At 74.3% G+C, this 12,912-nt stretch carries 11 protein-coding genes and 2 pseudogenes; 3 read left to right on the forward strand and 10 right to left on the reverse strand.

All coding sequences use genetic code 11. From position 1 onward, the window contains the following. Window positions 1–233: 233 nt before the first annotated feature. Window positions 234–1,643 carry a S28 family serine protease gene (locus PV342_RS38235; RefSeq protein ID WP_500320767.1) on the forward strand — a complete coding sequence of 470 codons (1,410 nt, stop codon included), beginning with the start codon at window positions 234–236 and terminating at the stop codon, window positions 1,641–1,643. A gap of 37 nt (window positions 1,644–1,680) precedes the next feature. Here the strand turns inward: PV342_RS38235 and PV342_RS38240 are convergent, their stop codons facing one another. From PV342_RS38240 to PV342_RS38255, 4 genes are all read right to left on the reverse strand, one after another. After that, window positions 1,681–2,301 (reverse strand): hypothetical protein, encoded by a 621-nt coding sequence (locus PV342_RS38240; RefSeq protein ID WP_500320769.1) that lies wholly within the window; start codon window positions 2,299–2,301, stop codon window positions 1,681–1,683. A 91-nt stretch (window positions 2,302–2,392) separates the two neighbouring features. Further along, entirely contained in the window at window positions 2,393–4,186 is a 1,794-nt protein-coding gene (locus PV342_RS38245; protein ID WP_500320771.1) for a glycoside hydrolase family 3 protein, read from the reverse strand. An 80-nt stretch (window positions 4,187–4,266) separates the two neighbouring features. After that, window positions 4,267–5,214, reverse strand: coding sequence for a hypothetical protein (locus PV342_RS38250; RefSeq protein WP_400805407.1), 948 nt, complete (start codon window positions 5,212–5,214; stop codon window positions 4,267–4,269). 88 nt (window positions 5,215–5,302) lie between these two features. After that, window positions 5,303–6,208, reverse strand: a complete 906-nt coding sequence (locus PV342_RS38255; protein ID WP_018563931.1) for a LysR family transcriptional regulator — start codon at window positions 6,206–6,208, stop codon at window positions 5,303–5,305. 110 nt (window positions 6,209–6,318) lie between these two features. On the opposite strand from PV342_RS38255, the gene PV342_RS38260 reads away from it, so the two are divergent. Further along, window positions 6,319–7,371: an EamA family transporter gene (locus PV342_RS38260; RefSeq protein WP_500320773.1), complete on the forward strand. Its 1,053-nt coding sequence runs from the start codon at window positions 6,319–6,321 to the stop codon at window positions 7,369–7,371. Here PV342_RS38260 and PV342_RS38265 read toward each other — a convergent pair. The 3 genes and pseudogenes from PV342_RS38265 to PV342_RS38275 form a co-directional block, all read right to left on the reverse strand. Then, window positions 7,352–8,035 (reverse strand): annotated as a pseudogene (locus PV342_RS38265) (sugar phosphate isomerase/epimerase family protein); the annotation flags it as partial. The gene PV342_RS38260 and the pseudogene PV342_RS38265 sit on opposite strands and share 20 nt — an antisense overlap. A gap of 10 nt (window positions 8,036–8,045) precedes the next feature. Further along, window positions 8,046–8,954: a bifunctional helix-turn-helix transcriptional regulator/GNAT family N-acetyltransferase gene (locus PV342_RS38270; protein ID WP_500320775.1), complete on the reverse strand. Its 909-nt coding sequence runs from the start codon at window positions 8,952–8,954 to the stop codon at window positions 8,046–8,048. Window positions 8,955–9,042: 88 nt separating this feature from the next. After that, window positions 9,043–10,149 carry a LacI family DNA-binding transcriptional regulator gene (locus tag PV342_RS38275; RefSeq protein ID WP_386990997.1) on the reverse strand — a complete coding sequence of 369 codons (1,107 nt, stop codon included), beginning with the start codon at window positions 10,147–10,149 and terminating at the stop codon, window positions 9,043–9,045. A 314-nt stretch (window positions 10,150–10,463) separates the two neighbouring features. On the opposite strand from PV342_RS38275, the pseudogene PV342_RS38280 reads away from it, so the two are divergent. Beyond that, a pseudogene (locus tag PV342_RS38280) lies at window positions 10,464–10,732 on the forward strand (DUF993 family protein); the annotation flags it as partial. A gap of 332 nt (window positions 10,733–11,064) precedes the next feature. Here the strand turns inward: PV342_RS38280 and PV342_RS38285 are convergent. The 3 genes from PV342_RS38285 to rbsK form a co-directional block, all read right to left on the reverse strand. Beyond that, a complete protein-coding gene (locus tag PV342_RS38285) occupies window positions 11,065–11,508 on the reverse strand; it encodes a DUF937 domain-containing protein (protein ID WP_386990999.1) in 444 nt (147 codons plus the stop codon). A gap of 74 nt (window positions 11,509–11,582) precedes the next feature. Continuing rightward, entirely contained in the window at window positions 11,583–11,972 is a 390-nt protein-coding gene (rbsD, locus tag PV342_RS38290) for a D-ribose pyranase (protein ID WP_018563924.1), read from the reverse strand. Then, window positions 11,969–12,871 (reverse strand): ribokinase, encoded by a 903-nt coding sequence (rbsK, locus tag PV342_RS38295; RefSeq protein ID WP_386991001.1) that lies wholly within the window; start codon window positions 12,869–12,871, stop codon window positions 11,969–11,971. Before rbsK ends, rbsD begins: the two co-directional genes overlap by 4 nt. Between the last annotated feature and the right edge of the window lie 41 nt (window positions 12,872–12,912).

Raw genomic sequence — 12,912 nt, forward strand, 5'->3', positions numbered from 1 at the left:
ATGTCGCAATCCACACCGAGCCAGAAGGCCCTCACCCATTTCAAGATCCCTCAGCCGAGAGATCCGTCACCAACCTCTGTGGACAGAACACCTAGGGCGGCCGCCCCTGTCGCGTCCGCGGCCCGGACCCCGGTGGTCCGGGCCGCCGGTCTTTGCCCGACGCCCCCTGGCGGCAGGCCACTTCCTCCTCATAGGTTCACGGGCGACGCCCGTCGAACCCCGAAGGAGGGGGCATGCGCAACGCGCTCAGATGGCTGCTGGCGCTGGTGCTGCTCATAGGCACCGCCGGCGGTGGAGTCGCCACCGCGACCGCTGACGAGCCGGACATCAAGGACCGCATCCTGGCGATACCCGGGATGAGCCTGATCGAGGAGAAGCCGGTCACCGGGTACCGCTTCTTCGTCCTGAACTACACGCAGCCGGTGGACCACCGGCACCCGTCCAAGGGGACCTTCCAGCAGCGGATCACCGTGCTGCACAAGGGGACCGACCGGCCCACGGTCTTCTACACCTCCGGCTACGGCCTCTCCACGACCCCCTCCCGCCGTGAGCCGACGCAGATCGTCGACGGCAACCAGGTCTCGATGGAGTACCGCTTCTTCACCCCGTCCCGCCCGGCCCCCGCCGACTGGTCCAAGCTCGACATCTGGCAGGCCGCCAGCGACCAGCACCGCATCTACCGTGCGCTGAGCCGGATCTACGCCGAGAACTGGCTCGCCACCGGCGCCAGCAAGGGCGGCATGACGGCCACGTACTACCGGCGCTTCTACCCGCGCGACATGGCCGGCACGGTCGCCTACGTCGCTCCCAACGACGTGGTGAACGACGAGGACTCCGCCTACACCCGCTTCTTCCGCACCGTCGGCACCGCCGACTGCCGGGCGCGGCTGAACGCCGTGCAGCGCGAGGCCCTCGTGCGGCGGGGCGAGATCGTCGCCCGCTACCAGAAGTACGCCGCGGACAACGGGCTGACCTTCACCACCGTGGGCAGCGCGGACAAGGCGTACGAGAACGTGGTGCTGGACCTGGTGTGGGCCTTCTGGCAGTACCACCAGCAGGCGGAGTGCGCGGACGTGCCCGCGGCCTCCGCCACCACGGACGCCATCTACTCCTTCGTCGACTCCGTCTCCGGCTTCGACTTCTACACCGACCAGGGCCTGGAGTACTACACGCCGTACTACTACCAGGCGGGCACCCAGCTCGGCGCCCCGAGTTTCGCCACCCCGCACCTGAAGGGCCTGCTGCGCTACCCCGGGATCTACCAGCCGCGCTCCTACGTGCCGCGCTCGATCCCGATGCCCTTCCAGCCCCGGGCGATGCACGACGTCGACTCCTGGGTGCGCCACCACGCGGAGCGCATGCTCTTCGTGTACGGGGCCAACGACCCGTGGGGCGCCGAGCCGTTCCGCCTCTCGCGCGGCGCGCACGACTCGTACGTGATGTGGGCGCCCGGCGCGAACCACGGCGCGGTCATCGGCGCGCTCGGCGAGGCCGACCGTGCGAAGGCCACCGCCGAGGTGCTGGAGTGGGCCGGGGTCGCCCCCGCGGCCGTGCGTGCCGACCCCGAGTCGGCCCGGCCCCTGGCGGCGTACGACGCCAAGCTCGACAAGAGCACCGAGGCCGCAGGCCGGCTGCCCTTCTGACCGGCTGCCTTTCTGCAGCCGCCCTTCTGACCGGCGGTCAGAGCCGGCGGGCGCATCCCACGCCCGCCGGCCCGCCGCCCACCCCGACGTACAGGGCCGTCCCGGCGGGGCAGGACCCGCGGCCGCGGGCCAGCTCCACGACCCGGAACTGCGGGGCGTGCGGGCCCGAGCCGTCGCAGGGCGTCTCCTTCACCCGGCCCTTGCGGGACGTGTAGACGCAGTCGCCCGCGATCGTTCGCGGCCCGCCGCCCCCGCCCGGGTCCCCGGGGTGCGGGGCCGCCAGGTTGCGCATGCAGGCGTAGCCCCGGGGGCGGGCGTTGGTGACGGTGAGCAGGAAGTCCGTGGTCGGCGGGCAGCGGTCGCCGGCCCGCGTGGCGACAGGGGGAGCGGGCGAGGGCGAGGCGGGCAGCAGCCCGTAGAGCCGGCTGACGACGCGGGCCCGGGCGCCCGGGTCCGAGCACACCACCTCCCGGTAGGCGCCCACCCGGTCGCCGGCCGCGCAGTCGCCCCGGTCGAGGAAGACCGCGTCGTGCGTGGCCGGCGAGACGGCCGGGCCCGCGGCCCCGCTGCCCGTTCCGCCGGGGACGGGCGAGCAGGCGGCGAGCAGCACGACGACCAGCCATGCCGTTCCCAGCAGTTGTCCGGACAACACGCGCATGGCGGCCCCCCACCCGTCCCCCCGGGCGAGTTGCCCGTTTTCGGCAGGATAGGTGGCGTGGCCCCTCAGCGGGAGGGGCCGCCCCGCGCACTCAGTACCGCAGGCCCCAGCCGACCGGGTAGAGCGTCCGTGACGGATCGTCCGCCGCCGGAACCGCCACCGGGAGCTTCCCGGTGGGCCGTACCTTGCCCGCCATCACCCGTGCCGCCGCCCGCATCGAGACGTCCGTCCAGCCGTAGGCGGCCAGGGACGCGGCCACCCCGTCCAGCCGGGCGACGTCGTACGGGTTGCGGATCGCGAGCTGCACCACCGGAACGCCGGTCGCGACGAGTGCGGCCACCAGCGCGATCTGGCCCGTCGACGCCCCGGTGACGTTGTACGTGGCCACCACCACGGCGTCCTTGTCCCGCGCGGCGGCCACCGCCCGGTCGATCGTCGCCTGCGCCGGCGCCGTGCCGGTCGACAGGACCTCCGCGGTGTGCCCGAGCCCGGTCAGGGCCGCGCCGAGCACCGCGGTGGGCGGGCCGCCGGTGCCCGAGGGCGCGGCCGGGTCGGCGCCGACGACCAGCAGCCGGCGGTGGGCGGGCAGCGGCAGTGCTCCCCGGTTCGCCAGCAGGGTCACGGTGCGTTCGGTGATCCGGTCGGCGTCGGCCAGGTGGCCTCGGGTGCCCACCACCCGGTCCACGCCGCGGTGGGTGACGTACGGGTCGTCGAGCAGCCCGCGCCGCGCCTTGAGCATGAGGATCCGGGTCAGGGACTCGTCGAGGCGTTCCTCGGTCAGCTCTCCGGACCTCACGGCGGCCAACACCCCCTGCCAGGCGGTCTCCATGACCGGCGGGTTGAGCAACTGGTCGGCGCCGGCCTTCAGGGCGAGCACCGGGACCCGGTCGTCCCCGTACTTCTGGCGCACGCCCTCCATGCCGAGGGAGTCGGTGACGACCACGCCGTCGTAGCCGAGTTCCTCGCGCAGGATGCCGGTGAGGATCGGCCGGGAGAGCGTGGCGGGGTCGCCGGAGTCGTCGAGGGCGGGCACCAGGATGTGCGCGGTCATGATCGAGTCGATGCCGGCGGCGATCGCGGCCCGGAACGGCGGGGCGTCCAGGCGCCGCCATTCCTCCAGCGAGTGCGTGATGATCGGCAGTTCGAAGTGGCTGTCGGTGCCGGTGTCGCCGTGCCCGGGGAAGTGCTTGGCGGTGGCGACGACCCCTGACCGCTGGTAGCCCTCCACCTGGGCGGCGACGAGCGCGGCCACGGCCTTCGGGTCGGCGCCGAAGGAGCGTACGCCGATGACCGGGTTGGCGGGGTTGACGTTGACGTCGGCGACCGGCGCGTAGTCCTGGGTGATGCCCATCGCGGCCAGTTCGGCCCCGGCGACGGCCGCGGCCCGCCGGGCGTCCCGGGTGCTGCCGCCCGCGCCGAGCGCCATCCCGCCCGGGAAGAGCGTGGCGGGGGAGCCGACCCGGGCGACGGCGCCGTGCTCCTGGTCGGTGGAGATCAGCAGCGGTATCCGGGAGGACCGCTGGATGCCGTTGGAGAGGTCGGCGATCTGGTGCGGATCTCGGGTGTTGTGTGCCCAGGCGAAGTAGATGATGCCGCCGACGTGGTACTTGGCGATCAGCTCGGCCGCGTTGGAGACCCCGATCTCGGCCTGGTTGGCGGCGACGTCGGCCGGATCGGGGGCGGTGGCCGAGTGGCCGTACACGCGCATGACGAAGAGCTGGCCGATCTTCTCCTCGATGCTCATGCGGTCGATGAGCGCACGGACGCGTCTGCGGTCGGTCGCGGCCGCGCTCGCGGTGCCCGGGACGCCGAGGGCGAGGGCGGTGGAGGCGGCCGCGGCGGCACCGAGCACCGTGCGACGGGACGGTTGGGGACGGTTGTGCATGACGGACTCCTTCCGGCAGGAGGTGGGGGGGCGTGCTGAAAGAAACCTTCAAGCACACACGCTTAGCCGGAAAGTTATTGTCAGTCAATGAGTTGGGCACGCTCCGGGACGAGCCGGGACGGCACCGCGAGCACCGCGGCGTAGTGCTGGACCTGGATGCAGCGCTTGGTCTCGTCCCCGGTGGGCGCGGCCGACAGTTCCCGCCGGCCGATGGTCAGGACGGCTCCGGTGGGCCCGCAGCCCGTCAGCACGAAGCCGAAGCGCCGCTCGTCACCGCGCCGCGGATGCCGTGCCAGCTGTTCGCGCAGCGCGGCCGCCCCCTTGCGGGGCAGACCGGCGAGGAAGGCGTCGAGCTGCCGCGCCGAGGTGACCTCGGAACTGCGCCGGCCGCCCGGCTCTCGCATGTCCTCCAGACCGCCGAACGCCACCGTGCTCCCGGGGGCGGGCGGATCGGCCCGGGGATCCGCCTCCTGCGCGAAGCGCGGCCGCTTCGGCATCCGGTCGCGCGGCACCTCGAACACGGCGACCACCCGGTTGGCGACGAGGCACTGGCCCATCGCGGTCTGCGCGAGGCGGAGCGCCAGCCGGTCGCCGCTCCGGAAGAGGACGGCGTCCTTCGTGCGGTTGCAGCCGGTGGTCCGGGTCCAGGCGACCAGCACCGAGCGGGAGAAGTCGGTCCGCGCGGCGCGCCGCGCGATGTCGTCGGCGATCTCCGGTGCCGACTTCATGAAGTAGCCGGGGAAGCGGCCCAGGTCGCGCTCCCCGTCGAGGACGGTGTGCACCGCGGGCACTCCGCGCGTGGTCTCGGTGAAGTACACGCGGCGGGTGGAGACCGTCCCGTCGGCCGGGAGGGATCGCGCGGTGGACGCCGAGGCGGACGGCGCCGGGTCCGCGGGCACGGAGGCGATCGCGGAGGTGGAGGGGCCGCCACCGGCGTTGTCGTAGGGGGGTGCGCCGGTGGCGGGCTGCTGCCGGCCGCAGGCGGCGGAGAGGGTTGTCAGCGACGCAGCCAGCAGCGTGGCCGACACCGCTTTGCGGAGACTCCCGGGCAGCACGCCGGTTGGACGGGGCCGGTACGGAAACGGTTCCCTGCGGGTGGGTGACATCCGCCCATGGTCACGCAACGACCCGGGGGTAGTGGACGCGCAACGCCCGGACCGTCTCCGTGATGGCCGGACGTCGCGACGCCCCTGTCCGCCACAAGGCGTACAGCCGCCGCACCGGCGCCGGCTCCAGCGGCACCACGACCACACCGTCCGGCACCGGCCCGCGTCCCAGCCGCGGCACCAGCGCGATCCCCAGCCCGGCCGCCACCAGCGCCAACTGCGTCTGGTACTCGGCGACCTGGAACGCCAGGTCGGGCTCGGTGCCCGCCTCCCGCAGGGTCCGCACCAGCCAGTCGTGGCAGACGTGCCCGGGCGGCTGGCAGATCCACCGCTCGTCGACGACGTCCTCGCGGACGAGCGCCGCGCGCGCCGCCAGCGGATGCGCGGCGGGAACCAGCACGTCGCAGTGGTCCTCGCCGATCACCACCCGCTCCAGCCCTTCGGGGGCCGGCAGCGGGGCGATGTCCCAGTCGTGCACCACGGCCAGGTCGACGACACCGCGGGAGACCAGGTCGACCGACAGGTGCGCGCCCTCCTCCACCAGCCGCAGCTCCAGCGACGGGTGGGCGGCCGTCAGCCCGGCCAGCACCTCGGGGAGCAGGCCGCGCGCAGCGGTCGGGAAGGCGGCCATGGTCAGCCGCCCGGTGGGCCGGCCGCGCCGCTCCTCCAGCGCGACCTCGGCGCGCTCCACGATCGCCATCAGCTCCTGCGCGGTCTCCGCCAGCAGCTGCGCGGCCTCGGTCAGCGCCACGCCGCGGCCCTGCCGCTCCAGGAGCGTCGTACGGGTCTCCCGCTCCAGTTTGGCGATCTGCTGGGACACCGCGGACGCGGTGTAGCCGAGGGCCGTGGCCGCCGCCCCCACCGATCCGTGCACATGCACGGCGTGCAGCGCCCGCAGCCGGGCCAGATCCAGCATCCGTTCACCTCGTCATCCCGGCGCCAGGGGCGCATCGTTCAGCAACACTGAATCCGACAGTGCAGCAACACTCGCTAGTGCTTAAGAGTACGGTGCCCGATGCTGGAGCGATGCGACCGGTACACCTCGCCCTCGCGGTCCTCGTCGCCGCGGTCTGGGGCGTCAACTTCGTGGTCATCGAGGTGGGACTCGGCCACTTCCCGCCGCTGCTCTTCTGCGCCCTGCGCTTCCTGGCCGCCGCCGTGCCGGCGGTCTTCTTCGTCCGCCGGCCCGGCGTCCCCCCGCGCCGGATCGTCGCCGTCGGACTCGTCCTCGGCGTCGCCAAGTTCGGCCTGCTCTTCATCGGCATGGACCAGGGCATGCCTGCCGGGCTGTCCTCGCTGGTGCTGCAGGTCCAGGCCGTCTTCACCGCCCTCCTCGCGGTCGCCCTGCTGGGCGAGCGGCCCGGCCGGCTCCGGACGGCCGGCATGGGCCTCGCCTTCGCGGGGATCGGCGTCGCCGCGTACGACGAGGGCGCCTCCGGCCCGATCGGCGCGTTCGTGCTGGTCGTCGCGGCCGCCGCCTTCTGGGGGCTGTCCAATGTGCTCACCCGCCGCGCCGCCCCGCCGGACGCGCTGAGCTGGATGGTCTGGGTGAGCCTCGTCCCGCCGCTGCCGCTGCTCGCACTCTCCCTGGTCGTCGAGGGCCCCGCGGCGGACGTCGCCGCGCTGCGCGGTCTCGACTGGAGCGGCGCCGGTGCGATCCTCTACGTCGCCTGGATCACCACGGTGTTCGGGTTCGGCGCCTGGGGCTTCCTGCTGCGGACGTACGACGCCTCCGCGGTGGCGCCGTTCTCCCTGCTCGTCCCGGTGTTCGGCATGACATCGGCGGCCCTGCTGCTGGACGAGGGAGTCGGCCCGCTGCGCTGGACGGCCGCGGTGCTGCTGGTGGGCGGCGTCGGAGTGACGTCGCTGGGGTCGCTGGGGTCGCTGGGATCGCCGGGCTCGATCCGGCCGGGCCGGGGCGCGGGTGAGGGCGAGGGCGCCCGGCTCAGGCGGACTCGCCGAGCAGCCGCAGCAGGTGCGCACGCCCCCGCGACAGCAGCTCCGGCAGCGCCCGCACCTGCGGGTACCGGCGCTTCTCGTACTCCCAGCAGAGCCAGCCGTCCCAGCCCGCGCGGCTGAGCACCTCCACCGTCCCGGCCAGCGGCAGCGCCCCGTGGCCGAGCGGCAGCGGGGTGGTGTCCTGCGCCGAGGAGATGTCCTTGACCTGCACGTAGCCCAGGTAGGGGGCGAGCACCGGATAGGTGTGCTCGGGCTGTTCCCCGCCCAGCCACGGGTGCATCACGTCCCAGAGCGCACCCGCGTGGTGATGGCCCACCAGCCCCAGGATCCGCGCCACGTCCGCGCCGGTCCGGTGCGAGTCATGGGTCTCCACCAGGACCCGCACGCCGGCGTCCGCCGCCTCCGGGACCACCGCCGCCAGCCGGCGGGCCGCCCGGGTGTCGGCGGCGTCCCCGTCGTCGTCACCGGCGCCGGGGAACACCCGTACGTAGGGGGCTCCCAGGTCGGCGGCGAGGCGCACGTGGTCGCGCAGGCCGCGCAGCGCGGGGGCGTCCTCGCCGGGAGCGGCCACCTGCACGTGGGAGGCGACCGCCAGGACCGCGACACCGGCGTCCCGGAACTTTCCGGCCGCGTCGGCACGCTGCCGTTCCGTCAGGCCGCTGTGCACCGGCTCCTCATGGCCCGCCCGCAGCTCCACGCCGTGGTAGCCGTGCTCCGCGGCGAGCCGGACGACGTCCGGCAGGGGGAGCCCCGGCACGCCGAGGGTCGAGAACGCGAGCTTCACTTTTCGGACGTTACAGCACCAGCCGCCAGTCCTGCCCGACGAGATCCCGGCCGAAACTGCGGTGCGGCTTCTCCCCGACGAGCTCGAAACCGGCCGCCTCGTAGATCCGCCGGGCGGAGACCAGGACGTCGTTCGTCCACAGCACCAGCTCGCGGTGGCCGGCGGCGCGAGCGTGCGCGACGCAGGCCTCCACCAGCCGGCGGCCGATGCCGTGGCCCCGGGCCGCCGGGTCGACCAGCAGCAGGCGCAGCCGTGCCGTGCCGGGCGCGTCGTCGCGTACGCAGAAGACGCAACCGGCGCGTTCGCCGTCCAGTTCGGCGATCCACGCCCGCTCGTGGCCGCCCGCGACGATCCGGGCGACGAGGGTCTCGTACTCGGCGTTCCAGCCGTACTCCTCGGCGTAGATTTCCGCGTTGCGCTGGACCACCCAGCCGAGGTCACCGGGGCGCGGCTCGCGCAGCCGGACCCGAGGCCCGGGAGGGGCTTTTGCGGCGGCGCCGCCGAGGACGCCGCGGACGGTGCGCATGGCCTGTGTCAGGCGGGCCCGGTCCTCCGGGGCGAGTCCGCTGACCATGGACGCGACCGCCTCCCGCGACCGGTCCTCCAGGAGCCGGGCGGCCTCCCGGCCGTCGGGTGTCGGCTCCACGCGCTGCCGCCGGGCGTCCCGTGGTGACGGCGCGCGGGTCACCAGCCCCCGTTCCTCGAAGGCCGCCAGCATCCGGCTGAGCTGCCCCGCGTCCACCGACAGGGCCGTGCGCAGGTCGGCGGCGTCCAGCCCGCCGCCGGCGGCGTGGGCGAGCTCGTAGAGCACGCGGGCCTCGGTGAGCGTGTACGGGGTGTGCAGATGGCGGCTGTAGTCGAGCGCGCCGATGAGGTTGGTGTAGAAGCGGTTGAACGCCCGGATCTCCTGGACGGTCACGGCGGGCTCCCTCCGGAATTCTTTGACTGGGTCAAAGGTATCCCCGCCGGGTGTTCCTGAACAGGTGCCGGCGCGCCCCCGCGGGCGGCTACGCGCCCTTTCGCGGTGCCGCCGTCGACGCCCGCACCATCAGCTCCGTCCGCACGGTCGCCAGCCCGCCGGGAGGCGCCGCCTGGCGCCCCATGACCAGCCGCCCGGCGCGGGCGCCGGCCTCCTGCAGCGGTATGCGCACCGTCGTGAGCGCGGGCGCGGCGTCCACACTGAAGGGGAGGTCGTCGAAGCCGGCGACCGAGACGTCCTCGGGGATGCGCAGCCCGCGCTCGCGCAGCGCCGCGCAGACGCCGAGCGCCACCGTGTCGTTGGCGGCGACGACCGCGGTGAGCGCGGGCTCGCGGCGCAGCAGCTCCAGTGCCGCGTCGTAGCCGGAGGAGCGGTCGTAGTAGCCGTGCACGGTGAGGCGGTCGAGCTCCGCGGGGGAGCCCGCGAGCCCGGCCTCGGCCAGGGCGGCGCGGTGGCCCTCCAGACGGTGCCGGGTGGTGCTGCGCTCCGCGGGGCCGGCGACGTAGCCGATGGTGCGGTGGCCGAGGGCCAGCAGGTGCTCGGTGAGGCGCTGCGCGCCGCCGCGGTTGTCGAAGGCGACGGTCATCACGGAGTCGGCGGCGGGGCCGGCGATGTCGGCGAGCTCCGGTACGGGCGGGCGGCCGCACAGCACGATCCGGGTGCCGGAGGCGGAGAGCCGGGCGAGGCGGCCGGCGACGGCCGTGCTGTGGCCGGTACCCTCCACGGCGCCCCCGGTGAGCACCACGCCCGCGGCGCGCTGCCGCTCCAGCAGGGTCAGGTAGTTGAGCTCGGCCTCGGGAGAGCCCCCGGTGTTGCAGACCACGGCGAGCTTCCCGGCGCCCGCGGGCAGCCCGGAGGGCTGCTCGGCGCCGCCGCTGATCTCGCCCTGCACGGCGCTGGCGATCAGCCCGAAGAAGGGGTCGGCGACGTCGTTGACCAGTACCCCGACGAGGTCGGAGGTGGCCGCGGCCAGCGCGCGCGCGTGCCCGTTGACGACGTAGTGGAGGTCGTCTACGGCCCGCAGGACCCGCTCGCGCGTACTGCCCGCGACCGGATAGTTGCCGTTGAGGACACGCGACACGGTCGCGGCGGACACTCCGGCGCGCGCCGCCACGTCGGCGAGGGTCACTGCCATCTCGTCTGTTTCCTCCGGGTCGGTCCTCCCCGGGCCCTCCGCCCGTGGCCGCACATGTTCTCACCTCGGGGGCCGGTGGGGGAGCGGAGTCGCACGGCAACTTGCCGGGGGTCCTCCAGCACTGTGGGGCCGCGATGGGGGAATGCGCTTTCTGCCGCTGTTCCGTAGCTATGACGCGCTGTCGCCGCTGCCGTCCGGCCCCCGATCCGGAGCCCTCGGACGCCGGCCTTCGGTGCCTTTGCGGCGCCGTCGCGCGGGCGCCGGCGGCTGGGCGGTCGATGGGCGCACGCCGCACCACCGCGACCACGTCCGGTTCGTCGCGCCGAAGTCCCCGGCCCGGCGGGCGCATCGTCTGCGGGGTGAGCACCGATCGGCTGCGGTCCACCGGGCGCGGTCCTCCGTACGGCCTCGCCGACATCCGGGCCGCCTGCAAGGAGCAGCTCGCCGTCGTCGAGGGCGCGGGCTCGCGGGCCGTCCTCATGGCCTCGCGCGCGCTGGCCGCCGTCGCGAAGGGCCCCGAGGACTACCTGGCCATCTGCTGCGGCAGGCCGCCGGGCCCGTCGTACTGCTGTGGCTGGGCCCGAGGTGGAGATCTCCAACCCCGCGCTGCGGGCCCGGAACGGGGCCGAGATGCTGGCCGAGACGGTCGCCAGGTACCGCCGGCACGTGTTCTGAGAAATCTCTGAAAATTTCTTCCGGAAGCCGTGCAACCATCCCTGGGGCCGGTGTGTCTACGTAGCGTCAAGACCTGGAGGGGGGCCTCACAAGGGTCTTGAGTGGGGGAGAGCGTGGCGCCCGGAGGGGGCTCGGGGCATCGCGCAGAGGGAGGGGAACGCCAAAGGGGTCCGGCTTGCCGGACCCCTTTCGCCATGTCCGCCCGGTCCGGTCCGCTCGGTGCGCCCGGGCCGCCGCGGTTCAGCGTTTCTCGCGGGCCCGCCGGGCCAGCACCGCCGCCATCACGGGGATCACCGTCTCCAGCGCCGCCGAGACCGCCTCGACCGGGAGCCCGGTCCGCTTGGCCACCGCCCGCGCCGCCGGGGCGGCGACCTTGGCCAGTACGGCGGCCAGCACTCCACGGCCCGGTTCCTGCCCCGTACCGCCCTGCAGCCCGGCGAAGCCGATGGCGGCCGCGGGCAGCGGCTCGGGCTCGTTCGCGGCCTGCTCCATGGCCTGGCACAGCTCCGCGGTGCCGCCGGGCGTCACCGCGTCGTCGGTCAGCACCCCCGTGATCGAGGCCACCGCGCTCCCCACGACCTGCTGCGCCTGGTCGGCGTCGGTCCCGAGCAGCATGGTGATCTCCCGGAGCCGGTCGTCCCCCAGCTCCTCCAGCACCTCGTCCTTCAGCGGTCGGTCGCTCATGGTCGGGACGCTACGCGCGATTCGCCCGCCCGGCCCGCCGACCGCAGCCGGACGGATGTACGGCCTGGATGCATCTAGAAGGGCACGCCGCAGCGCAGGATGACGTTGGCGTACGGCCGGGACTCGCCGGTGCGGACGACGAGGCGGGCCTGCCGGGTGCGGGCCTTGAACTCCTCGTGCGGCACCAGCTCCAGGTCGGGGAAGGCCCCGTCGAGCCGGGCGGTCACCTCGGGATTGTGCTCGCGGACCTCCTTGGCCGCGATCGCCCCCTCCACCACCAGTTCCTCCAGCAGGCCGTCGAGGACCTCGGAGAAGGACGGCGTACCGGCGCGGAACGCGAGGTCGACGACGATCGGCCCGGGAGGGATCGGGAGCCCCGCGTCGCAGACCACCACCAGGTCGGTGTGGCCCAGCACGGCGATGGCACCCGCCAGATGGCGGTTGAGGATTCCGGACTTCTTCACAGCTGACCCACTTCTTCGAGGGTGGGGAAGGATTCCTGCGCACCCGGCTTCATGACGGCCGCGGCGCCCACCCGCACCGCGAACCGCACGGCGGTCACCAGGTCGTCGCCCGCGCCCAGCCGCCAGGCCAGCGCCCCCGTGAAGGAGTCGCCGGCGCCGGTGGTGTCGACGGCCGCCACGCGCGGGCTGGGTATGCGCACGGTGCCGTCCGCCGTCGCGGCGAGCGCGCCCGCCGCGCCGAGCGTGACGACCACCGAGCGCGGGCCGAGCGCGAGCAGCCCGGCCGCCCACGCCTCGGGGGTGTCCCCGGCCTCCGGACCCAGCAGGACGCGTGCCTCGTGCTCGTTGACCACGATGGGGTCGCATCCGGCGAGCACCTCCCGCGGCAGCGCGGCGGGGGGCGAGGGGTTGAGCACGATCCGCGTGCCGGCCTCCGTGGCCGCCGCCACCGCGGCGGCCACGGACTCCAGGGGGATCTCCAGTTGCAGCGAGACCACCCTGGCGGCGGCCAGCAGCTCGCGCGCACCGGTCACGTCCGCCGGGGAGAGCCGGGCGTTGGCGCCCGGCGACACCACGATGCTGTTGTCACCCGAGGGGTCCACGGTGATCAGCGCGACGCCGGTGGGGGTGTCGCCGCTGAGGACGCCGGTGGTGTCGACGCCGGCCGACGTCAGCGAGCCGGTGAGCAGCCGCCCGTGGGCGTCGTCGCCGACCCGCGCGAGCAGGGCGGTACGGGCGCCCAGGCGGGCCGCGGCGACGGCCTGGTTCGCGCCCTTGCCGCCGGGGTGGGTGGCGAGGTCGGAACCGAGGACCGTCTCACCGGCGTCCGGGCGCCGGTCGACGTGGATCACCAGGTCGGCGTTGGCCGACCCTACGACCAGCAGGTCGTGGCCGTGCATCTGCGTGTCCCTTCGGGTGTTCAGCCGGACCGGTCGTCCGT

Source organism: Streptomyces sp. PA03-3a, from assembly GCF_033792735.1.
Taxonomy (GTDB): Bacteria; Actinomycetota; Actinomycetes; order Streptomycetales; family Streptomycetaceae; genus Actinacidiphila.